This window comes from Leptolyngbya sp. ST-U4, from assembly GCF_039962215.1.
GTDB lineage: Bacteria > Cyanobacteriota > Cyanobacteriia > Elainellales > Elainellaceae > Leptolyngbya_A.
Window position 1 is genome coordinate 259,113 of record NZ_JAMPKZ010000005.1, and the last position, 21,505, is coordinate 280,617.

A 21,505-nucleotide genomic window follows, 5' to 3' on the forward strand; every position below is an offset into this window, starting at 1 on the left:
TAAGGTTAAGAGAAGGTTATAAACTTGCCTTGTAGACATGATAGAGATAAACGAATTCAGGGGTGACTGAACAAGAAATTCGAGTAGGCGATCGAGTCGAGATCCTCCAACCGGATTACGTCGCCGGAAAATTTGGCAAGGTTCTCACGCCTGAACTGGTGCAGGATGGGCAGTTAACAGGTCGATGGATTGTTAAAGTCGAGCATGAAGAGGTATTGCTGTCGCTGTTACCAGAGGAGCTTAGAGTCGTTTCCTGAGAATTGTTTGAAGAGTAACGCCTTAAGACTTGTCGTAAAGTATCTTGAACAGTTTCTAACCCAGCCCATTGTTTAGCCGCAAAGCATTCGCACCTTACACAGCAGTTCTACAATCGCGATCGGCTTGCTAACAATATCGTTTGCGCCTGCTGCTAAAGCTTCTTCTCGATCGCTTTCATCCGTGCAGCCTGTGAAAAGAATAATCGGCAAATATTTTAGTCTGGGACACTGGCGAACTCGCCGCGTGACTTCATAACCACTAATGCCTGGCATTACAACGTCTAATAACACCAGGTCGGGTGGTGATGCTTGAATAAGGGATAAGGCAAAATTGCCATCGCGGGCAACTGAAACCTGATATCCCTCTGTTTCCAGGACAATTTTTAGCAGCGAGAGAACGTCTAGAAAGTCATCCACAACCAGAATGTGAAAGGCAGCGGTTCCCTCGTAGTTGCGCGAAGCGTCAAACGATCGATAGTGCATAATTATGTACGGTTTCGTACACAGGTGGTAGGACTAGCATAGGCGATTTTAGCGATCGAATCTTCTGAATGTGTTATAAATCTGTAATTTCTCTTAACTTTTCTTAAAACTAAGTCTGCGATTGCTAAAATTCATTTCGCAAATATTGAAGAGCGTTAACTTGCAGAAATTGCATGAGGTTCGGGTCCGATCGTCCGCAGGAAGAACTGCGATTACCTCAAAGGGAGAACTGCTCCGCATCGCTTAATTTGCGGGTCGCAGGCTGCAATCATCTCTTCTGTACCCTCTCTCCAGAAGATCGGGAACGCATTTCCCTTCATCTCGAATCCGTTCGCCTGGAGGCGCAGCAGATTTTATATGATGCAGACCAGTGCATCGAGTGGGCTTACTTTCCGCTCAACTGTGTAGTGTCGCTGCTAACCGTAATGGAAGCCGGAGCGGCGATCGAAGTGGCAACCGTGGGGCGAGAAGGCATCGTCGGTCTCCCCATTTTGCTAGGCGTAAATCAGGTTTCCGGTCGGGCAATGGTGCAAATTCCCGGTGAGGCATTGCGGCTTCCGGCAGAAATCCTGATAGCTGAAATCGAGCAGCGAGGATTGCTGTATCACCAGCTTTAGCGTTATGCTCAGGCATTATTTGACCAGGTGACCCAGCTTGCCGCCTGCGATCGCCTTCATTTGATCGAGCAACGCCTCTGCCGCTGGCTGCTGATGACTCAGGATCGCGTGGGGGAGGGACAGTTTCCCCTGACTCAGGCATCCCTGGCGCAAATGCTGGGTGTGCGACGTGCGACGGTGAGCGTGATTGCGGGACGGCTTCAGCGATCGAACCTGATTTGCTATCGGCAGGGACAGATGGAAATTTTGGATCGATCGGGGTTGGAGGGGGTAGTGTGTGAGTGTTATGGAAAGATTCGGGGGGCACGTGAGCAGGTAGGTCAGTAGGTGAGTGGGTAAGATGCGTGAGTGGGCGAAGGAGGAAAGGGGCGGCAATCCTGATCCAGACAATGTTCTTTAACTGTTATTGAGCGATCAACTCTCTGCAATCGGCATTACGAGCAGCACCCTGCCCTGTTGTGCAATCACCATTACCACCTGTCCTGGGTACAAAATCTGCCGATAATCCCATCCATAACATTGTGCATACCAGTAGCTTCCCATTGCTTGGACTCGTCCCGGCTGGTTTGGGGTAATTGTTTCCTCGACCTTTCCCCAAAGCGGCGGATTAAACAGTCTTTCATTCATGCTGCACCTCCCTGATTCAATTTCAGGAGCGAATGTCAATTTTGATAGGAGGACTGCAAGCCTTCAGCATTCAAATCAATATAGTTACGATGCCGTTCAAAACTCCTCACAGCCAAAGGCTCAAATCAGCAGGTTCAGTCCCTAGCTCCAGCTTCATCAATAGAAGCAATATGATTTGAATGAATGCCTCTGCCTTGCATGAGTGCAATATCGGATGCTTACGATCGAAATACAAGGGGGCAATTGGGAGCAGCAGGAAGCAAACCCTTACTATTCCTGGGAAAATCTTCTCCAATCTTTTGTGTAATGAAATACTAAAAAAATTGTTGAAAAGCCAATCTTCTCCAGCTCTTGTGCTTTTTAGCACAAAAAATTGTGCTTCATAGCAAAACAATGCAATATATCTGGTGATTTCTTTGCCGTAGATAAATTACAGAGATGGATTTGTATCGCCAGTCAGTCTGGATTTTTCTCTAGATTTTTTCGGGTGTCTCCTTTTATGTCCGACAAACAGCAAACTCCCGACAATCAGCGAACGAAAGATCTGCACGATTACCTGGTTAAATGCTTTGCAAATACCCGAAAAAAAGACGGTACGATCAACAAACGCGCTCTAGGACGCCGCCTGACCAATGATGAAGAAAAAGGTCGTACACTTGCTGATAAGCTTTGCGACAGCAAACCCATTACAACGGGTGATTTAGTCGGCTTTATTGCGGGGCTACAAGCCTCTGGAGATCCGGAAAAAGGGCAACTGCTGACGCCAGAGGAAGTTCTGATTGCCCTGCTGAAACTAATTGACTTGACTCCCGATGAAAGGGAGCAGCTTGGCTTATCTTTGGGTGAAGAGCAAGTTTTGCTTCAGCAGGTACTCCTGAATATTTGGCTAAATCAAAAGCATGATTACGGCAAGCTTTTGAAGCTCTATCGCACTTCGATCGGCTTAGATGAGGTCCAGGAAGAGCAACGCCAAACCTCTGCTTTAAAGCAGCATATCGAGCAACTAATTAAACAAATAGCAGAGCAGAGTCTTCAGTACCTGCCAGAAGGGGAGTACAGGCAAAGGCAGCTTCGTGAACTCTCGCAAAAAACTCAGCGCGAAGTAGAGCGGATTCTGCTTAGAGGCGGCGGGCAGGTCCAGCTTGAGAAAGATCGGGGGGATGACTACATCCGAGCCTACCTACCCGATGGTTTTATCGAAAAGCTAACCAAAGCCGTCATTGAAAATGAAGTCCTAACCCAAATTTTTCCGATTTATATTAAGACCATCACGATTCAGGAATGTGCTCCTCTGCCGTTGCCTATCAGCGATCGCTTTTCTGCCAGACCGGGTCTATTCCATGCGCCTTTCCTGGATCTTGACCCTGACAAATCGCAGGGCAAGGAAGATAAACTGCATGGCAAGGAGATTGCTTCGCAGTATGCCCACAAGGTAACGGTGCATTTTTACATCCGGCTTCCCCCGAGCTACCAGCCGCCTGAGGAAGTGAAGGATGTCTTTGCTCAAATCAGGCGGGATGATTTAGCTGGGCAGAGAATTGACTTTTCAGTCAGCAGTACTGGAATTGGAGGAACGCTTTCCCACATCATCAAGATCATTAACAGCACCCTGCTGTCGAACATTCCCGGACTCGCTGAGTATTTTCCGATCGCCCATGATGTGGTCGTGCATGAGGAGATTATTCGCAATAACATTCCGTCTCCCATCTGGGCACATACGCTAGTGCGGCTTTGCAAAACCGAAACGCTGTCGAGGGCAATGAGTGACAGCAGTGAGGCAAATCAGCTGATTCCCTATGAGCGATTTGCGTTTGGCGATCGCACAGCGCGGGGTGAATACTGCGGCTTTGACCTGATTTTGTGTCCGGCGATCGCGGCGTTACAGGCTCGGCTGCGGGCAATTCGGTACACAGGCATTACGCCAGACCAGTATCTTAAAGAGCTGACCGATCGCATTTTGCAGCACCGATGTCTGCAAGAAGCCAGAAAATACGTCACTGCCTATCCTTTTTCGTCCTTTGCTCAGGAGAACTATCTGCTAGAAACCCTGCTGCGAGATTGGAGCAGTTCTCTTAAAAAGGACGATCCCTATATTTGGATTGAAGCCTGCCTGACTATTGCGGAAACCTATCTGAATGAAGGTCTATATCGGCGATCGTGGCTCTATCTCAAGGCAGTTGAGAAGGCGATAAAGCGAATTTCTGATTCGGGTCTGGACTGGTATAAGCGATTTGGACGCAGCATTCCGACTGAGACGGACTTTAAAATTTTTTCCGGGACGCTGCTCGTTTATTTGGAGCTTTGTCGGGCACTGTATTTTTATTATGTCAATCGATTGGCTGAGCTAGGAAAACGGGAATATCTGCCGGATTATATCCCAGAAGATATGAACCTAAAAACCTTTCACGAAACCCTTTTAAGTGCATCTTGGGAAGCCCTCAATCGTGCTGAAAAACACCTCACTATTCGCCTGGCAAAGTACTTTTTGATTCACGAAGTTTCGCAGGGAACCTTTCACCCCCACTATCACCTCTTGGCAAAAATCTACTTCCTCCGCGCTCGCATTCTCACCTTCTTTCCTGAAGTACCTTATGACGACGCTGATTCCCCGCACCGCTTACCTACTGATCGCAACGTTGGCGACAACAAGCGTAACGAAGCTGAAATTCATGAGGGTCGTTTATACCTGCTGGAGAAAGCCCGCCTTTATGCTGCCAGTGACGGAGACACTGAGCGGTATTCGTGCTACACCGCCTATCAATCCTGGATTTATTGGATAGTGTATTTTGCACGTCATCAATTTAGATCACAATCAGGAATCCTACCCAGAGATTGCAATCTTTGGGCAAAGCAACTTCGCGATCATGCCCTGCTCTCTTACACAGACGTTGGCAGAAAATGCTATTACCAAATCAAAGAAAAAAGTGGTGTAGAAAAACCGCTCGTTCCTAACTTGAAAAACTACGATATCGGTCCAATTCCGCCGATCGTTGAAACCCGCAGACTTTTGAATAATCAGCAGCCGGAAGATGGAGAAGTACTTTATCTGGAAATGACCTATCTGGCTGTGCAAAGAGGCTGGTTGAATCTAAAAGACGGCGGCGAACCTAACGAAACCATTTATCTGTTTGGTGCTGGAGCCAGCTATCTTTTATTTGCGCGGGGAATGTATCAGCTGTGTAGTCTGGAGAAACAGGAATTCTCCGAAGCTCCCATCAAGACGGTTGCGGATTGGGATGAAAAGTTGAAGGTTGCCTACCGCTTGTTTAGCTACGCCTGGGCAATGGCGGACGCGGGGGGAACGATCGAAACGGTGAGTGAAGTGCCAGGGTCTAGCCCACCAGCTCAGCCAACCCAACGATTAAAAATTAAGCGGGACTTCGCACTCTCCAACAGAAATGGACATAATCGAGATGTAGCTTCGGTTCGCGACCTATACCCCAACCAAACAAGCGAGATAACTGATTTAGCTCAGGTTTTTGCAGCAACTTGTGCCACACTCCGTCTGTATACGGCTTCGGTAGAAGAACGGGATGCACTAAACCAGGATATCGAATGGCTCCTTCAAAACCTACAAAAGCCAGAGTTCTGCCAACAGCCCGGCATTGCCCGCCAACTTCGTGAACAGCCCTGTTTCAATGGGCATCTGACAAGTTACCTCGTCCAGTGCAAGCACATTTTGCAGGAAGCAAAACAGCAGGCACAGCGTTCCCAGAATCCCGCCCGCGATGCTTCCTTTATCACAGAACAGCGCGATGCTTTAGTGCGGAAATTGTTTAATACGCTCCATGATCGATAAAGAGAGGCAAACTTAGGGTGCAATCGCCTTCAGCTGTGAAGCATTACGAATGCTGCTGTAAACGAGCAACGATTGCAGGGCTTAGGGCTCTCACCCTCATTATGGGTCATCTCATCGACATAGGTTATTAGGCGAAATCCACACTGACTTTCCAAGTCGCAAAACCAAACAACTCGATATCGAAATAAGGCTATGACCGAACGTTAATTTTTTCCGTCGCTTAATCTAACTTTCAACACTTCTGATTTGACTCATAAAGGCACAGCCGTTAACTCCCCTATTTCCCCTAATCCGTCAGATCCTTAAACCTTGCCTCGCGTGAGAGTTCGGTAAAACTTGGATCGGTTTTGGCTTCTTTGCGGTAGCGAGGGTTGAGTTCGATCGCCAAACGCAAATTCTCTAAAGCCAGCTCCGTTTCGCCCTGAACCGCGTAGCAGGTGGACTTGTTGTAGTAGGCACTGGCGTATTCGGGTTTGGCTTTAATAGCGCGGTTGAAGTTTGCCAGGGCTTCTTTGTCGCGTCCGAGTTGCAGCAGGGCATAGCCACGACTGTCCCAGGCTTTAGCGTTATTGGGCTGGAGGTCAGTTGCTCTTTCCAGGGAATCGACGCATTCCTGATAGCGTCCCATTTCCAAGAGTGCCAAACCGCGATTCAGCCATGCCTTTGCGTCTTCGGGGTCGAGTTGGGTTGCCCGATCAAAGGCGTTGAAGGCTTCCTCCGATCGCTGAAGTGCCCCCAGGACTACGCCGCGATTGATCAGGGCTTCAGTGTAGTCGGGCTTGATTTCCAGGGCTTTATCAAACGACGTGAGGGCTTCCTCGTAGCGTTTCATCCGATTCAGGGTAACGCCGCGATTCAGCCAGGCTTTGTGATCCTGGGATTGCAGCGTCACGGATCGATCGAACACTGCCAGAGCCGCATCGGACTGTTTCAATTCGCGCAGCACAATGCCCTGGTGATACCAGGCGATTGCGTTGGCAGGCTGGAGCTTGGTCACGCGATCGTAAGTAGACAGTGCCTCATCGTATCGCTGTAGTTCTTCGAGTGCCCGTCCCCGGTTGAACCAGACTTCGGCTTGGTTGGGTAGGGAAGCCAGTGCTTTGTCATAGGACGTGATCGCATCGGCATAGTGTTCAGCAGCGAGTAGGTCATTGCCCTGCTGCACATAGTCTTCGGGACGCATGAACAGTTCGGGCTGGGTCGACCGCAGCAGATTGAGTTGCTCGGTGAGCGTCTGAATATTCTGCCGCACGTCTGCCACAAAGGACTCGGCGACAAACTGGGGCGAAAGCTCTGCCAGTCGGCGAAGAATCTGATCTTTTTGCACCTGCGCTTCTGACTGGATCGATCGCAACTGTGCCGCCACTTCTGCCTCGATTTGCCGCAGGGATTGCAAGGCTGTCTGTCGCTGAGATTCCGCATCGCCCTGGAAGCGATCGACCTGTTCACCAAGGCGGGCTTCGAGGCGATCGAGGTTTTGCCGCAGGCGATCACGCTGTCCCTGCACGTCTCCTTTAAGGGTGGCAAACTGGTTGAGTAAATCGGTTTCTGCCCGCTCCAGGTTGCCCAAAATCTGATCGCGCTGTTCCTGAACCGTAGCGGGAATCTGGCTGAGCTGGCCGGTGATGTCGCTGGTGAGTTGGGCGATCGTCTGGCGCAGTTCTTCCCGTTTCGCCTGGGTATCGACCTGGAAGTCGGTGCGCTGGGTCGTGAATTCGGCATCGATGCGATCGAGGATCTGCTGGAGTTCGGCTTGTTTGTTTTGTGCTTCTATCTCCAGGCCGCTTTGCTTTTGGGACAGTTCGGCTTCGATCTGGGTGAAAATGCGCTGCAAGTCTACTTGTTTTGCCTGGGAAATGGCTTCCAGGGTTTGCTGCTGAGTCGCTAACACGGCATCCAATTGAGCCAGATTACGCTGAATGCCGTCTCGCTGAAGCTGGGCATCGAGTTCGAGTTCGCGAATTCTGCCTTCGAGTTCTGCCTCTAGCCGTTCCAGGTTTTGCCGGAGCTGGTTTTGCTGCGTTTGTGCTTCTGCCTGCCATGCCGATCGCTGATCGGCAAAATCAGTGGTGAGCTGACTCAGATTGCGGCGAATGTTGTCCTGCTGTGCCCGAATTTCCGATTCCAGGTTCGATCGCTGGGTAGACAGTTCGCTATAAAGCTGTTCCAGCGTTTGCCGAATTGCATCGCGCTGTGCTTGAGTGTCTGCCTGAAGCTGTGCCAACTGAAACGTGACATCGAGCCGCAGTTTTTCCAGACTGTCAAAAAGCTGATTCTTGCGATCGTTAATGTCGTCCTGAATTTGAGCAAACTGCCCGACAAACTGAGACTGCTGCTGCCGGATGCCCTCGATAATATTGGATTTTTCCTGGTCAACCTGCAATCGGGCATTGGTTCGCAATTCACTTAAGTAAGGCGAAAGCTCTGCCACCAGATCGCTGAACTGCTGAAGCGTTCCCTCTTTGTGTTCCTGGGCGATCGACTGATACTGACTAATTCTTGCTGCGAATTCTGCCTCGGATGCGGATAGCGTTTGCAGCGACAAATCTTTCTGCGACTGCACGTTGAGCTGAAGCTCGGCAATCTGATTTGCAAAGTCCGTCTCTATCTCCTCTAGCCTGCGCTGTGCAACAAGAAGCTGCTGTTCCATGCCGTTTAGCAATTCATGTTTGCGCTGGGAAGCGTCCGCCATAAGCTGGGACAGTGCGCTGCGCTTTGCCTCGATCTCGTGTTGAAACGCCTCCGCATCTTCGCCCAGGTCGCCTGCATAGTTTTCGTAGTCTTTCAGGAGCCGCTGCACTTCGTTCTTTGCTTTGCCGATCTGCCGCTCCAGGTCATCGAGTTCCTGAATGTGGGACTTCACGATCGCCGTCACTTCTTGCAAGACCGATCGCCTCAACAAATACAGCCCAATCAGAGCTGCCGCCAGCAGAGCCGCCAAAACGCCGAGCATGATATTAAAGAGCGTTGCCGTCTGGTTCACCTGCCTGAGGCGCTCGAGTTCCTGCTGCTCGGTGGAACTCAGGGCTTGCGCCAGGGTGAGATTCGCAGGCTCGGCTGATATCAGGATTTGCCTGCGAGATGGCTGCGCCTGCACTGCTCCTGGGGATAGCCACCCCAGCCACAGCAAAAACGTTGACAGCACTACGCCACTGCGCGAACCCCATCCCCAAAATGTCATCGGCTTGCTCATCAGGACTTGCCCCTGTCTCCCGGTCAATCGGTACTTTGTTTTATATAAGGTATGTGCGATCGTCTACCTACTCAAGGGTAATCAAAATCGCTCCCCTTGCGGCAGGAATCTTGGTTGGGGGCGAATGGAGAGATGAGTGGATGGGTCGATGAAGGGAGTGAGGAGCTGGGGGGAAGGGATTGGATTCGTCTCAGAGGTGCTGTGCTGCTCCTAAATCACCCAATTTTGGCGGAGTTTGAATGATGGAAGGCAGTTTAAGCATCGCTTTAAGGAGCCAGCAGTTCCGGCGGAACAACTTCGGGAACCGTCCATTTATAGAGAATGTGCAGCTTGCTCGGTCCACGCACAACTTCGATTTCTTCAGGCTTCCAGTCGCCCATATCAAAACTGTGAGAAATAATGCGGGTTCCGGGCTTAAGCTGGGTCAGCAAAATTGGGCGCAGGCGCAGATTGACGTCGGGCAACAGGTAAAGCGTCACGACCGTGGCATCGCGAAAGTCTGCGGTAAATAGATCCTCTTCGCGAAACTGGACTCGATCGCTTACCCCTGCCGCTTGGGCATTTGCCGTCGCCTGAGCCACCAGTTCTGCATCAATCTCGATCCCAACCCCTCTTGCGCCAAACTGTTGTGCGGCGGTAATTACCACTCTGCCATCGCCGCTTCCCAAATCGTAAATCACATCGTCTGGTCCTATATCTGCCATTGCAAGCATCTGGTCAACCACAACTTGAGGAGTCGGGACATAGGGAGCTTCAAGCGGTTCTTCAGATTGAGATTCCTCTTGAGATCCCTCAGCCTGCGGAGCCGCTTCACCCGGAGTCGTCAGAGCCTGAACGGGAATTATCCGACCTGCCTGCGCTGCCGCAAATGATCCAACCTGATAACCAGGGACAGCCAGCAGTGCAATTCCACCGATAATCGTGCCTGCTTTCCTCAAGGCTTGCTTGTTCATCGATTTCTCCTCACTCAAGGCTGGGTGTAATCGAACGAGGACAGGTTTAGGAATGGTGGGGTGAGTCATGCTTTGATCAAAAATTGTTGATTGAAACCACTTTCCTGCCTGCATTATTACGACGAATTATATAGCGATCGCGACTGGGGATAGGCTAAAGCGATCGAAATTCATTTTTGCTCAAGCTTGCTCGAACTTGTATCCAGGCATTAAAAAAGGGGCTTTAAGCCCCTCATGATTAGAGAACGTCACAAATCAAGCTATTTAATTGCATGACCTGCCTGATAAAGCACTTGACCAAGCTGTTGAAGCCTAGGCATGACCTCGCTGGGAGCGATGCTGGAAGCCCCAGAAGCATCTTCGCCGATATCAATCAACAATTTAGCGATCTCACCCGAGTTACCGTTTTGCAGAGCGGCTTTTAATTCGCCCAGGTCTTCTGCGAGATCATGTCCTTGCAGTTGACTTTGCCATGTTTCAATAATCGCGATCGCTTCATCAAGTGGAATCAACGTTACTCCCTGCTGAAGGGCTGCGATCGTCGCATCGAGATCCATTGCTTGCAGTGATTGATCTGCCATGCTCATGCTCCAATTTAAATGTCCGATGGGTGCTGTCAAAACAAAATCTTTGCTTGAATTGGCTCTCGCACCTGTATTCAGGGTGAACTGACTGAAGGAATGAAAGCCTGTGCCTTTTGACGTAACCCGATCGTTCTTGTCGCTATCGCACAAACGTTGTTCCGCTTGTAACTCCAGCAGGTGTCGTCTGTGCTCCTGAGCTTACTCCAGGCGATGTGAAACTTGTTCCCGATTGTCCTGAAAACCCATTAGTGTTGAATCCGCTATTCACCGAATTTCCATTGCCCAGTGTGCTTGTTGAACTGTTTACTCCAGGCGCAGCAAAGCCTGCCGCTCCAGCCCCTTGTGCTCCAAAACCCGATGTGCCAACCCCTGATTGAACGCCCTGTACTCCTGAGTTAATGCCTGATTGAACGCCTTGGGTTCCAAATCCTTGGGTGCTGGTGCTTGTTCCAGTTCCAGGCGTAACAACTCCTTGGGTTCCAAATCCAGACTGTGTTCCGAATCCAGGCTGTGTTCCGAATCCAGGCTGTGTTCCAAATCCAGACTGTGTTCCAGGCGTAACCACCCCTTGCGTCCCAAAATTCGTGGTTCCGGCAGGTGCGCCAAAGGTCGGTGCGCTGAAGCTAGGTACGCCAAAAGTGCTGGTCGACGTTGGACCAAGCGGAGCAGTGTTTGTCGGAAAGCCGTTTGTTCCCAGTGTTCCGGTTATCGTTGAAGAGCCTGTGGTCGTTGAGATGCCAGTCTGAGTCGTTCCGAGCTGCCCTCCGTTGACTGTTGTACCCGGTAGACCCGTTGTGCCGATCGTCCCTGTAGTGGCAGGAGTACCAAACGCTGAATTCGGAACGCCAAAGGTTGAGGTGCTGCCCGTTCCCGGAGTGACGATCGTTCCAAAATTGCTCTGAGGGATGCCGTTAACGGTTCCTGAAACGCTGCTACCAAATGGAGAAAGGGGAATCCCAGTCGAAGTCGTTCCTGGGCTAACACCAACCCCCGTAGAGCCAAATCCGGGTGTTCCAATGCTGCCACTCCCGGTGAAGGTTTGAGCAGCGGCAGGCAGCGTTAAAGCGACAAGAACAGTTCCAATGCTTGCGAAACCAATGAGACTGTAAAGCGGTGATTTCATTATGTCTTTCCTGATTATCGTTTAACGAAAGGGGCAGAATACACAGTTCGATCGAAACGATCGCAGTCACAAAACACAGCAAGTAGCGGAAGCAAATTAATAACGAATAGATTTACAGATTTATAGAATTCGATATACAAACGTAACGTTACTTGCAGTCTAATAGTTCGTTCCCAATCCAGGGCTGACCTCAGGAATGAAATTTAATGCACCACGGGTGCGTCAAAAGAAACAGGTCAACCTTCAACCCGCTCAAGCTTCACGATAAGATAAACACCCCAGGATAAACACCATAGGATAATCGCACTCTGGCAAAACTTTCCTCCGTAGTGGGAGGCTTACCAGAATAAGAACTATACAAGAAAAAAATAATCCGAAGCTACGCTAAAAACGGTGCTACAAAAAGGGAATGTTCTGATGCTCTATGGATAAGCGAAACACTTACAAGAACCCTTTATCGGAACCATTTTTAATGACTGCAATTCCGCTAAATTTTGTCAAAGGCAATTTTGTCAAAGGCAATGTAGGGGACAATCCGCAGAGTAGATGGCTTAAGTAAACCTTTCTGCTGCCCATGTCCCCCACAAAACGATCTTCAAATTACTCGCGATCGCCCCAAAGTTACTGAAGGCTAAATTTACTGAGGACCAAATCTACTGAAGGGAAGTAATCTGCTGACGTAGTTGTTCAGGCAGCAAAACTCGGTTAACAACGTGAATTACGCCGTTCGCTGCTTGAATGTCAGGCTGAATTACGCTTCCATCATTCACAATAATGCGACCATCCGCAACTCGCACTGCGATACCGCCACCCAGGGTATCGACAACTCCGGTTTGTAGCTCCTGAGAAGTCACCTCACCAGGAACAACGTGATAAGCCAGCACCTGACGCAGCAATGCCTGGTTTTCGGGTTGAAGCAGTTTTTCTAGAGTTCCAGCAGGGAGGGCTGAAAAGGCTTCATCGGTCGGAGCAAAGATTGTGAATTGTCCACCTGTTGACGGAATTGCGTTTGCTACTCCTGCCGCCTGCACTGCACGAGCCAGCGTATTAAATGTGCCTGCAGAAGAAGCTTGTTGCAGCAGCGAAGTGACTCCTGTATTACCAGTATTTGCTTGAGGGGCAGGTGCAGGTCTGGTTGCGGGAGTGGTGCTGGTGGAAGGAGTGTTGGCTCCAGGAGTCGAAATGCCCGCGCCTGTACCGACTCCGGGTTGGGTTGTTGCTCCGGGCGTAGTCATCGTGCCTGGCATGGTCATTGTGCCTGGCATGGTCATTGTGCCAGGGGTAGTCGCTGCTCCAGGCGTGGTCGTTGTACCAGGTGGGGTCGTTTGGATCGGCGACTGACTAGGACTGCTGGTTGTTTGTGCCTGAGCGGGGCTAAAAGCAACCAATCCAGTCAAGGTTGCAGCGGCGATTGTCGCAAAGCGAAGTTGGGATTTGAAATGCATTTCCTCTCTTCTCCTGTCAATTCGGGTGAAATCTTTCTTCACCTTAAAGAGCGCATTTTTCTCCGCCGTCTGTCTTTGGAGCTATTCCCCTCCTGTGGTCGATCGCCTCTTGATTTATACCCAGAGCGAGACTTAAGTCGCATGATCAATGACTATTGACCAATAACCAATGACCAATCGTCCCTAACCAATGCCGATCGCTTCTCCCATTCATTTTTGTCTTTCGACTAACTGACGAGATTTTCGGCAGCAAATTGTCTGGAAAAAACAGTTAGGTTAAGCAAGGCAGGATTGATATAGCGATAATAGGAACGTTGCTTCGAGACGCTTTCCTTGAATCTTCCTTCTTTTATTTGGCTCTGGCGTGCTGCTGCCTGGTCCATGGGTCTATCCCTCTTTGCTTATCTGTTGCTGAGTCTGACTGGAAGCTGGCTATTTGTCAGCCGTCAAACCCCTCAGGTTCGTCCAGGGTGGCTGCGTCCCGTTCACTTTACGATCGGCGGCACAATGGTGTTTCTGGTGCTGCTGCTGCTGGCGATCGGCTTAGTAGGCACGATCGGGCATTACGGCAGTTTGGGGCATTCCAGCCATTTGCCTGCGGGCTTGATTGTTGTCGGTCTGACGCTGCTTTCTGCCTGGAGTGCAACCCAGATTAATGTCGATCGTCCCTGGGCAAGGGGGCTACATCTGGGGACGAATCTGGTGCTGCTGCTGGCATTTGCGATCGTTACCTGGACTGGCTGGGACGTGGTGCAAAAATATTTGCCCTAGGGAATATTTGAGCTGTATCAAAGGTTCTGTATCGCCCCCGTGGGTTGCTTCTTTGCCTGCTCCTGCTAGCTTCAGGGGACTTTGAAAGCCAGAATGATTAGCTCGATTACTCGCAAAATGGGGGACAGTTTGGGCAATCAACCGCAAACAAAAAGGGCAAACAAAAAAGGGCATGGTTTCCCATACCCGGATTGCCATTGAAATTGTCATTCACTGTAGAGTGTTGGCCAGCGTAAGAGTGTTGACCAGCGTACTGCCTGACAGGAGAGATCTTGCTTAGCGATAGTTCTGCGTCTGAATGCGCCGGAGCTGTGCTTCAGGACGCTTAAACCGATCCATCTGCGCTTCAAAGAACTTCCGGTTTGCCATCAGGTGCTTCGGATTCGGGTCATCTAGCGGATACAGCAGTGCTTCGCGTAGTGCTTGAATGACTGCAGAAGTTACGCAGTACATCGATCGCTGGAAGCTCACCGCTAGCTGCACCAGCATATCGTCTTCGCCGCGACAGAACTGCTGATAGTAGTCCACCAAGTACTGCGGCAGGAAGTGCAGCATATCCTGAGCTAGCAGCGTCGGCGGGATGCCAGCCGTACCGACCGGGAATTTGTCTGCGTACAGCACGCCATAGTGGAAGTCTTTCTGCTCTAGGGGAACCTGTCCTGCCTGCGCGTTGTAAGACTTCGTGCCCCGGAACGGCGAGGTGCGGTAGAATACGGCTTCTACATAGGGCAGTGCCGCTTCATACAGCCACATAAAGCCCTTCGATTTCGGGATGATTTCGTAGCACTCGCCGTCGATGTAAACGTGATGGTAAATGGGGCGACCTGCGATCGCAAAAATTCCGTTAATCAGGAAGTTCATCGCGTCGGGGACGCTAGCGATTTTGCCTTCGTCGTACAAATCCGACATTTCAAAGAACACCGGAGCCATGATTTCCCAAAATAGCCCCAGGTTTGCGTAGTAGGACATCTGACGGCACTGCTCCAGGAACATATCCGGGAACAGCTTGTACAGTCCCAGCATCGCTGGATTTTTCTTGAAGTACGCTTGGATGGCGCGATCGGCGTTTTGCTTGTACTCGTCGCTGTCGAGGTAGGCATCAAACAAGCCCATGCCTATATCACGACCGTGCCAGAACATTGCCCGCATACACTCTTCGGCAAACTCCATGTTGATCCGATCGTGATACCAGTGATGGAAAATGCGCGGCAGCTTGGATTTGAGTTCGCCTTTCTGGATAAACTCTAGCAGTTCTGGGTGAGCGGAGCCTGTGCCGCGCCAGATTCTCAGGTCTGCCTCATCGCCCGCGTAGTGATTTTGGCGATCGAGATATTCCTGCGAAATAAAGTACTTGAAGAACGGCAGCGGATCGAGAAAAACGTGCTCGGCAATATACAGCAGGTCGCGCCAGTAGAAATCCATTGGTACGGCGTAAGCCTTATACAGCCCAATGATTTGCATCAGGTTTTCTGGCGTATCCGGCAGCATTGCCCCACCCGCTTCGAGTCGATGAATGACCTCAGCAAACTCATGATTTGAGGGCGGGAGCTTTGGCGAAGGCGTAGAAACTGGGGGAAGAATAGTTGCAGTCATAAGCGGTGAGAGGGTGAAAGCGTAGAGGTTTAGAATCACTTTGAATCTCTTCAAGAGACATTCCCTTTGCCCAGGTGCAGCGAGAATGCTCCATAACCGACTAGTTATTCAGTTCCAGGTTATTCAGGTCTAAAAATCGCTCGCTCGTTGCCAACTGCTGGGTCGGAGTTGGAACGGTAGCCACCAGAGCGGTTGTCGTCGCTTCTGTCCAGCGCACCAACCAGCTTGGCTGCAAGCCCAGGAACAAAATCAAAACTGCCAGAACCAGAGCCGGGAACTTCTCACTTGTCGTGACCTGCGGAAAGTACGCTGTCGAGTTATCCAGTTTGCCGAAGCAGGTGCGGTTCAACAGAATTACAAAATAGACTGCGGTGAGCGCAGTTCCCAGAACCGCGACCAGCGTTTGCACCGGAAAGACAGAGTAGGTTCCCTGGAAAACTAGAAACTCCGCGATGAAGCCCGCTAATCCCGGAATCCCAGCACTCGCCATGCCGGCCAGAATCAGCAGCGAACTAATCGAGGGCAAGCCGCGAATCGGATTCAGCAGACCGTTCAGCACATCCAGGTCGCGGGTACCCGCTTTCACTTCCACGACCCCTACCAGATGAAACAAAATCGCCAGAATCAAGCCATGCGCCACCATTTGTCCTACTGCTCCGACCAGGGCGAGCGGAGTCAAGGCAGCCGCACCTAACAGCACATAGCCCATGTGTCCGATCGAGCTATACGCCACCATTCGCTTGATATCCTTTTGAGCGATCGCCGCCAAAGCTCCGTAGAGAATGCTTACGGCTGCCCAGGTTGCCAGAAAAGGAGAGACCTGCGCCCACGCTTCTGGGAACAATCCCATCCCGAATCGCACCAGGCCGTAGGTTCCCAGCTTTGCAAAAACACCCCCTAGCAGAATCGCGACTGGAGAAGACGCTTCAACATAGGTATCCGGTAGCCAGGTATGGAAGGGAACAAGCGGAATCTTGATGCCAAAACCAACCAGCATTAACCCCAGCAGCAAGACCTGAGAGCCGATCGGCAACGCCTGCCCCAGTACCGACTGGTAAGAGAAATCAGACGCGCCAGAGAGCCAGACCAGTCCCAGAAAGCTCACCAGAACCAGAGCACCAGAAACGGCCGTAAAGAGCAGGAATTTGACTGCTGCATAGCTACGCTTTGCCCCACCCCAGATCGAAATCATCAGGAAGAAGGGAATGAGCTCCAGTTCGTAGAACAGGAAAAACAGCATCAGGTTTTGTGCGAGGAATGCGCCTGAAACACCACCATTCACCAGCAGCATCATGACATAGAGCAGTTTTGGACGCTCTGTGTTTTCACTGCTGCTAAAAATCGCAACCAGGGTCAACAGGCTATTCAGTGCCAGCAACACTACCGAAACTCCGTCCACGCCCAGTTCATAGTTCAGTCCCAAGGGAGTAATCCAGGGCAGAAACTCCCGAAACTGAAATCCGGATTGGGTAATGTCAAACTGGGTCAGAATCCAGACTGTCCAGAGCAGATTGATAAGCGAGATCGCCAACGCACTGGAGCGAACTTGAGAAGAAGTGTACTTGCTTGGCAGCAGGCTGATGACCAATGCACCAGCGATCGGAAGCCAGATGAGGGCACTTAGCATAGCGAGGGATTACAAGAGTAAGGTTTAGGAGTCAGAGAAAATTACCCAAAAAGAATTACCCAATGCCGATCGTGAGCTCAGACAGGAACGACCAGCTTGCTAAAAGTGCAATCAGAACTAAACCGAAGGCGATCGTCAGTACATAAAACTGAGTCTGACCCGAGTTGCCATACTTGAGCGTTTCGCCGCCGAAGATCGAAGACAGCCCGACCAGGTTGACCAATCCATCAACCAGATAGCGATCGAACCAGTCTGTGATGCGAGACACAATATCCACGCTGCCGACCACACTCGATCGATAAAGCTTCGGCGTGTAGAAGTCGTAGGCAAAGAGATCTTGCAGTGCCTTCGAGGGCAGACGAACGGGCTTTTTGACGTAATTGCTGATGTAAACCACCCAGCCAATGCTCAAACCAAAAATGCTCGACCAGGTCAGCATCAAAGCAACATCTTTGCTGATTTCAGCCCAGCTTGGCAGCAGATCAAAAGCTTGCAGCAGTACGGGCACATGCAGCGCGAACCCCGCGAAGATTGTCATCGGCAGCGTGACTGCCCACAGGTTTTCGGGCGATCGAACCGTCATTGGCTGTTCCTGGTTCGCAAAGATTAGCCCAAACGTCCGAGTCAGGCTAAAGGCAGCCAAGCCATTAATCAGCAGCACCAGCCCAACCAGCCAGGAACTCGTTTGCCACAAACCGTCCACCAGTTTCAGCATTGCCCAGAATCCACCCAGCGGCGGCAGCGCGATTAGCCCAGTTGCACCTGCAATAAATGACAGTCCCGTAACCGGACGCTTTTTCCAGAGTCCGCCCAGCTGAGTCAAATCCTGCGTAATGTTGTTGAGAACGATCGACCCGCAGCTTGCCACGATCGCCGCCATGCCCAGCGCATGAGTAAACACGATCAGCAGCGCGGCTTCGGATTGCTGTGCCCCGACCGCGATAAACACCACGCCCATGTAGGCAGTTACCAGATAAGAAAAAGCCCGCTTGATGTCAACTTGTGCCATCGAGATGAGCGTACCGCCGATCGCTGAAACCGCACCGATTGCGATCGCTGCATTGAGGACGATTGGGGACAGGGCAAAAACAGGCTCCAGTTTAATCATCACCCAGGCACCCGTTGCCACGACCACAGAGTTTCTCAAAATCGTGCTGGGGAACGGACCTTCCATCGCTTCATCCAGCCAGAGGTGCAGTGGAAACTGAGCACATTTGCCCATCGGGCCTGCCAGGAGTGCCAGGCCCACCAGCGCCGCCACGGTCGGATCAACGTTTGCTGTTTGTGCCCAAACTGCCAGCTCATCAAAATCCCAGGTTCCAGCCAGCGGAAAGATTGCCAGTACGCCCATCAGCAGAAACAAATCGCCGACTCGCTTGGTCAAAAACGCATCGCGTGCCCCAGTCACCACCAGCGACTGATTAAACCAGAAGCCAACGAGGAGGTAAGTTCCCAGCGTCAGGATCTCCAGAATGATGTAGCTGAAGAATAGGGAGTCACACAGCACCAGGGCGGACATGCCTGCTTCAAACAAAGCGAGCAACGAGTAGAACCGTGCCCAGCCCCAGTCCATTTCCAGATAGCCCACTCCATAGATTTGCGCCAGAAAGTTCAGCCCAGTAATCAGTACCGTTGCCCCGACTGTTAACGCAGAAATTTCGACGGGAATCGTTAAGTTTAAGCCGGCAACCTGAAGCCAGGGTAAGCTGAGTTGAATTGGCGGCTGCTCCAAAAGTACAGACAGTGCCAAAACACCGTGCAGGAACGCCACGAAGGTTGTGATTGCGTTGACGTAGCCCGCAGGTCGTGGTCCAGTCCGCCGAGTAATCGACGGAAACCAAACAATGGACAAAAGCATTCCCACCAGGGGATAGCAAGGAATAAACCAAGCGGTTTCAGCAAGAAGCTGGGTCATCAGTACCGTCCTGTAGGCACGCTAGGGTTAACTCATCCGTTCCAGCAATACCCAGAATTAATCTGGTTAATAGAAATAGCCTTATGAAAGCTGTTTGAGGTATCAGAAAAAATCTATCCTTAATACTAGCCTAAGGCTTTCCCCCGGAAAACCCATTCGTTGATAACGGTATCTAAAAAGTTCTATAAGCAAAGGCAAACGTTACTAGGCCAATGGGCTTAACTTTGCTTAACACGCCTCTCAGACAGGTCTTTTGCTCAGCCAATCAAATGTTCAGCCGATCAAACATTTATTTCGGCGTCCTGCTTTTGACCGAATATGAGACTCAGATTATCTTAATCCACTGTTCTTTTTTGCAGGACTGCTGAAAACTTCTCATAAAAAACTCTCCGGGTTTTCCAGAGAGCACAATTAACTCAAGGTCTGATAATTTCTTTGATGACTTCTACAGCAATATCAGGGCTGCTAGCGAGCAGGCTGCAGGTTTTCCAACCCAGCCGTTACTTTTGCTGAAGTAATTCGATCGCCCTGCTGAATCTGGTCGACGACTTCCATCCCGCTCGTTACAGAGCCAAATACCGCATAGCTGCCATCCAGAAAAGTCAGGTCATCCAGCGCAATGTAAAACTGAGACGAAGCCGAGTCAGGTAGAGCAGAACGTGCCATTGCCACTGCCCCACGAGTATGGCGCAAGACAGGTTTTGCTGTGACCCCAGCCGTTTCAAGCGTTTTGCTATAAACAGGCTGACCAGTCCCATCTGGCTTAATTTCTAGCGGAATCTGCCGCTCCTGGTTCGTTGCGGGGTCGGTGAATCCACCCGTTCCCAATCGATTGACAGGAAACGCAGGGTCTTTGCTTTGTGGGTCGCCGCCCTGCACCACAAAAGGCTGAGGCTCCCGCACCACCCGATGAAACGCCAAGCCGTCGTAAACTTGCCGATTGACGAGATCAACAAAGTTTCCGGCTGTAATCGGAGCATTTGCGCCATCGATTCGGATGACGATCGGAGAACCTTTCACCACCATTTCGACCGTTGCTTCCCCATTGAGGCGCGGTAAGTTGCTGAACTGTGGACTAACGGCTGCACCAGAGGGAGTCGAGGCAGGTGTAGTCGTTCCCGTAGGCGAGGGGCTGGCACTTGAAACAGACTCTTGAGTTTGATTCTGACCCGCACAGTTTGCCAGTAGCATTACCCCACCCAGCAAAAAGGCGGTTAACCAGCGACGAAATCGAATATCCATGAGTTTCACGATTCTTTGTAGTCCTAGGCCATTATCTGGCTTAGGAACAGAAATTGTATAACCTGTCATTTCGTTGAGGTGAGCTTCCTCGTCTGCGCTAGTCGACAGGATGCCTCTCACCAATTGGGCGGGCAAGCGAGCTATCCCCTAAAACTAGATAAGCTAGATTCTCACTCCAACAATTTACAAATTAATCAACGCGCGCAAGCTTTAAAGTCCCTCCAGAGGTACGGCGAGGAAGCGAGCCAGTTCTGCGCCCTGATTTTCCAATTCCTTCAAGGATAGGGGTTGGCCAACGCGGGTAAGCGGCAGATCGCCTTTGCCCTTAATACGCAGGTAGAGAGCACGTTTAGGGCTGATGCCTTCGCGAATTTCGACGCGAATCGCCTGAATGTCTTCGAGTGGGTAGGTCAGCTCGATGCGGCGATTCTTGCCTGGAAAGCCCGACCGAAACAGGATTGCAGTTCCGGTTTGCCGATTAAATTCGTTATACCCGCCACCAACATCCCAATAAACAATCAGCCAGAGATAGGTTCCTAGCAGGAGTCCGGCAATGCCGTAAAAGCCCATTGCAATTCCCTGCGGAATAAAGACGAGCTGAGTGGGGTCAGAGAAAGGAAGAAGATTAACTTTTGTGTAGCTAGAAATGCTTGAAAACAGAAAACCTGCTCCGCCAATCGTCGAAACTGCCGCCCAGAAATAGTTGCTAAAGCGGCGTGCGCCCAAGACCGATTGACGAAGAATCAAGTTGTTCTCATTTTTGGATGCGGTTGTTGCAGCCATGAGCTTAGTTTGTCCAAAGGTAAAGAAGGGTATCAAAGGTAGGCTGATCCACCGTATCTCTGCGATCGAGGGATCAGAATCCCTGTAAAATCGAATCAGTAAACGCTTGAACGATCCATTTAGACCGGGGAGACTTTCTGAGACGATCACGTATCAGATTGTAAAATTTTTGATATCTCCCTATCATATAGAAACATTAAGTCCTATCTCAGAATGTATAAGCATTAATGCTTACGCACTGCGATAGAGATACGAGAGAGCGTTTGCTGTTCTCGGTATCAACGACTCATGTTCAAGGTTTCCTCGATCGCTCAGCATCCTGAACCAGGTAAGCTTGTTAAGCGATCGAATGGATCTGATCTCATATTAAGAGGATATGAAATGACCATAGCAATGGGGCGCGCACAAGCCCAGCGAGGATGGTTCGACACCGTCGACGACTGGCTGAAGCGCGACAGATTCGTTTTCATCGGCTGGTCAGGACTGCTGCTCT

At 50.7% G+C, this 21,505-nt stretch carries 18 protein-coding genes and 1 pseudogene; 6 read left to right on the plus strand and 13 right to left on the minus strand.

Features of this window, described 5'->3' with window-relative positions; all coding sequences use genetic code 11:
• Window positions 1-62: 62 nt before the first annotated feature.
• Window positions 63-257 (plus strand): hypothetical protein, encoded by a 195-nt coding sequence (locus NDA02_RS11595; RefSeq protein ID WP_190792177.1) that lies wholly within the window; start codon window positions 63-65, stop codon window positions 255-257.
• Between the two features lie 72 nt (window positions 258-329).
• Here the strand turns inward: NDA02_RS11595 and NDA02_RS11600 are convergent, their stop codons facing one another.
• Window positions 330-740 (minus strand): response regulator, encoded by a 411-nt coding sequence (locus NDA02_RS11600; RefSeq protein WP_190792178.1) that lies wholly within the window; start codon window positions 738-740, stop codon window positions 330-332.
• A gap of 173 nt (window positions 741-913) precedes the next feature.
• Here NDA02_RS11600 and NDA02_RS11605 point away from each other — a divergent pair, with 173 nt between their 5' ends.
• Together NDA02_RS11605 and NDA02_RS11610 are read left to right on the plus strand one after the other, a co-directional pair.
• Entirely contained in the window at window positions 914-1,357 is a 444-nt protein-coding gene (locus tag NDA02_RS11605) for a Crp/Fnr family transcriptional regulator (RefSeq protein WP_199296573.1), read from the plus strand.
• A 27-nt stretch (window positions 1,358-1,384) separates the two neighbouring features.
• Entirely contained in the window at window positions 1,385-1,684 is a 300-nt protein-coding gene (locus tag NDA02_RS11610; RefSeq protein WP_199296574.1) for a helix-turn-helix domain-containing protein, read from the plus strand.
• An 87-nt stretch (window positions 1,685-1,771) separates the two neighbouring features.
• Here NDA02_RS11610 and NDA02_RS11615 read toward each other — a convergent pair whose 3' ends face one another.
• A complete protein-coding gene (locus NDA02_RS11615) occupies window positions 1,772-1,984 on the minus strand; it encodes an NfeD family protein (RefSeq protein ID WP_190792179.1) in 213 nt (70 codons plus the stop codon).
• Window positions 1,985-2,483: 499 nt separating this feature from the next.
• Between NDA02_RS11615 and NDA02_RS11620 the strand changes: the two genes are divergently transcribed.
• Entirely contained in the window at window positions 2,484-5,783 is a 3,300-nt protein-coding gene (locus tag NDA02_RS11620) for a hypothetical protein (RefSeq protein WP_190792180.1), read from the plus strand.
• Between the two features lie 286 nt (window positions 5,784-6,069).
• Here the strand turns inward: NDA02_RS11620 and NDA02_RS11625 are convergent, their stop codons facing one another.
• The 6 genes from NDA02_RS11625 to NDA02_RS11650 all read right to left on the minus strand — a co-directional run bounded on the left by NDA02_RS11625 (window position 6,070) and on the right by NDA02_RS11650 (window position 13,464).
• Window positions 6,070-8,964: a tetratricopeptide repeat protein gene (locus tag NDA02_RS11625; RefSeq protein ID WP_190792181.1), complete on the minus strand. Its 2,895-nt coding sequence runs from the start codon at window positions 8,962-8,964 to the stop codon at window positions 6,070-6,072.
• Between the two features lie 278 nt (window positions 8,965-9,242).
• The gene (locus tag NDA02_RS11630) at window positions 9,243-9,929 is read right to left on the minus strand and encodes a methyltransferase domain-containing protein (RefSeq protein ID WP_348247728.1); all 687 of its coding nucleotides are present in this window, start codon (window positions 9,927-9,929) and stop codon (window positions 9,243-9,245) included.
• 260 nt (window positions 9,930-10,189) lie between these two features.
• A complete protein-coding gene (locus NDA02_RS11635; RefSeq protein WP_190793120.1) occupies window positions 10,190-10,510 on the minus strand; it encodes a hypothetical protein in 321 nt (106 codons plus the stop codon).
• A 142-nt stretch (window positions 10,511-10,652) separates the two neighbouring features.
• Window positions 10,653-11,636 (minus strand): hypothetical protein, encoded by a 984-nt coding sequence (locus tag NDA02_RS11640; RefSeq protein WP_348255000.1) that lies wholly within the window; start codon window positions 11,634-11,636, stop codon window positions 10,653-10,655.
• A gap of 653 nt (window positions 11,637-12,289) precedes the next feature.
• Window positions 12,290-13,081, minus strand: a complete 792-nt coding sequence (locus NDA02_RS11645) for a fasciclin domain-containing protein (RefSeq protein WP_199296687.1) — start codon at window positions 13,079-13,081, stop codon at window positions 12,290-12,292.
• A 227-nt stretch (window positions 13,082-13,308) separates the two neighbouring features.
• A complete protein-coding gene (locus tag NDA02_RS11650; RefSeq protein ID WP_348247739.1) occupies window positions 13,309-13,464 on the minus strand; it encodes a hypothetical protein in 156 nt (51 codons plus the stop codon).
• Between NDA02_RS11650 and NDA02_RS11655 the strand changes: the two genes are divergently transcribed.
• The gene (locus NDA02_RS11655; RefSeq protein ID WP_348247730.1) at window positions 13,415-13,852 is read left to right on the plus strand and encodes a DUF4079 domain-containing protein; all 438 of its coding nucleotides are present in this window, start codon (window positions 13,415-13,417) and stop codon (window positions 13,850-13,852) included. The genes NDA02_RS11650 and NDA02_RS11655 overlap by 50 nt on opposite strands.
• A 276-nt stretch (window positions 13,853-14,128) precedes the next feature.
• Here NDA02_RS11655 and NDA02_RS11660 read toward each other — a convergent pair whose 3' ends face one another.
• From NDA02_RS11660 to NDA02_RS11680, 5 genes are all read right to left on the minus strand, one after another.
• Window positions 14,129-15,445 (minus strand): CO2 hydration protein, encoded by a 1,317-nt coding sequence (locus NDA02_RS11660; protein WP_348247731.1) that lies wholly within the window; start codon window positions 15,443-15,445, stop codon window positions 14,129-14,131.
• 100 nt (window positions 15,446-15,545) lie between these two features.
• Entirely contained in the window at window positions 15,546-17,072 is a 1,527-nt protein-coding gene (locus NDA02_RS11665; RefSeq protein ID WP_348255002.1) for an NADH-quinone oxidoreductase subunit M, read from the minus strand.
• Window positions 17,073-17,127: 55 nt separating this feature from the next.
• The gene (locus NDA02_RS11670) at window positions 17,128-18,987 is read right to left on the minus strand and encodes an NAD(P)H-quinone oxidoreductase subunit F (RefSeq protein ID WP_190793115.1); all 1,860 of its coding nucleotides are present in this window, start codon (window positions 18,985-18,987) and stop codon (window positions 17,128-17,130) included.
• Window positions 18,988-19,452: 465 nt separating this feature from the next.
• Window positions 19,453-20,229 carry a peptidylprolyl isomerase gene (locus tag NDA02_RS11675; RefSeq protein WP_190793114.1) on the minus strand — a complete coding sequence of 259 codons (777 nt, stop codon included), beginning with the start codon at window positions 20,227-20,229 and terminating at the stop codon, window positions 19,453-19,455.
• Window positions 20,230-20,439: 210 nt separating this feature from the next.
• Entirely contained in the window at window positions 20,440-21,012 is a 573-nt protein-coding gene (locus NDA02_RS11680) for a photosystem I assembly protein Ycf4 (protein WP_348247734.1), read from the minus strand.
• Window positions 21,013-21,300: 288 nt separating this feature from the next.
• On the opposite strand from NDA02_RS11680, the pseudogene NDA02_RS11685 reads away from it, so the two are divergent.
• Window positions 21,301-21,505: pseudogene (locus NDA02_RS11685) on the plus strand (photosystem II D2 protein (photosystem q(a) protein)); the annotation flags it as partial.

Bases quoted from the DNA above. Each gene is read 5' to 3' on its own strand.
- NDA02_RS11600 (WP_190792178.1), bottom strand. From the start codon at position 740: ATGCACTATCGATCGTTTGACGCTTCGCGCAACTACGAGGGAACCGCT.
- NDA02_RS11605 (WP_199296573.1), top strand. From the start codon at position 914: ATGAGGTTCGGGTCCGATCGTCCGCAGGAAGAACTGCGATTACCTCAA.
- NDA02_RS11615 (WP_190792179.1), bottom strand. From the start codon at position 1,984: ATGAATGAAAGACTGTTTAATCCGCCGCTTTGGGGAAAGGTCGAGGAA.
- NDA02_RS11620 (WP_190792180.1), top strand. From the start codon at position 2,484: ATGTCCGACAAACAGCAAACTCCCGACAATCAGCGAACGAAAGATCTG.
- NDA02_RS11625 (WP_190792181.1), bottom strand. From the start codon at position 8,964: ATGACATTTTGGGGATGGGGTTCGCGCAGTGGCGTAGTGCTGTCAACG.
- NDA02_RS11630 (WP_348247728.1), bottom strand. From the start codon at position 9,929: ATGAACAAGCAAGCCTTGAGGAAAGCAGGCACGATTATCGGTGGAATT.
- NDA02_RS11635 (WP_190793120.1), bottom strand. From the start codon at position 10,510: ATGGCAGATCAATCACTGCAAGCAATGGATCTCGATGCGACGATCGCA.
- NDA02_RS11640 (WP_348255000.1), bottom strand. From the start codon at position 11,636: ATGAAATCACCGCTTTACAGTCTCATTGGTTTCGCAAGCATTGGAACT.
- NDA02_RS11645 (WP_199296687.1), bottom strand. From the start codon at position 13,081: ATGCATTTCAAATCCCAACTTCGCTTTGCGACAATCGCCGCTGCAACC.
- NDA02_RS11650 (WP_348247739.1), bottom strand. From the start codon at position 13,464: ATGGACCAGGCAGCAGCACGCCAGAGCCAAATAAAAGAAGGAAGATTC.
- NDA02_RS11660 (WP_348247731.1), bottom strand. From the start codon at position 15,445: ATGACTGCAACTATTCTTCCCCCAGTTTCTACGCCTTCGCCAAAGCTC.
- NDA02_RS11665 (WP_348255002.1), bottom strand. From the start codon at position 17,072: ATGCTAAGTGCCCTCATCTGGCTTCCGATCGCTGGTGCATTGGTCATC.
- NDA02_RS11670 (WP_190793115.1), bottom strand. From the start codon at position 18,987: ATGACCCAGCTTCTTGCTGAAACCGCTTGGTTTATTCCTTGCTATCCC.
- NDA02_RS11675 (WP_190793114.1), bottom strand. From the start codon at position 20,229: ATGGATATTCGATTTCGTCGCTGGTTAACCGCCTTTTTGCTGGGTGGG.
- NDA02_RS11680 (WP_348247734.1), bottom strand. From the start codon at position 21,012: ATGGCTGCAACAACCGCATCCAAAAATGAGAACAACTTGATTCTTCGT.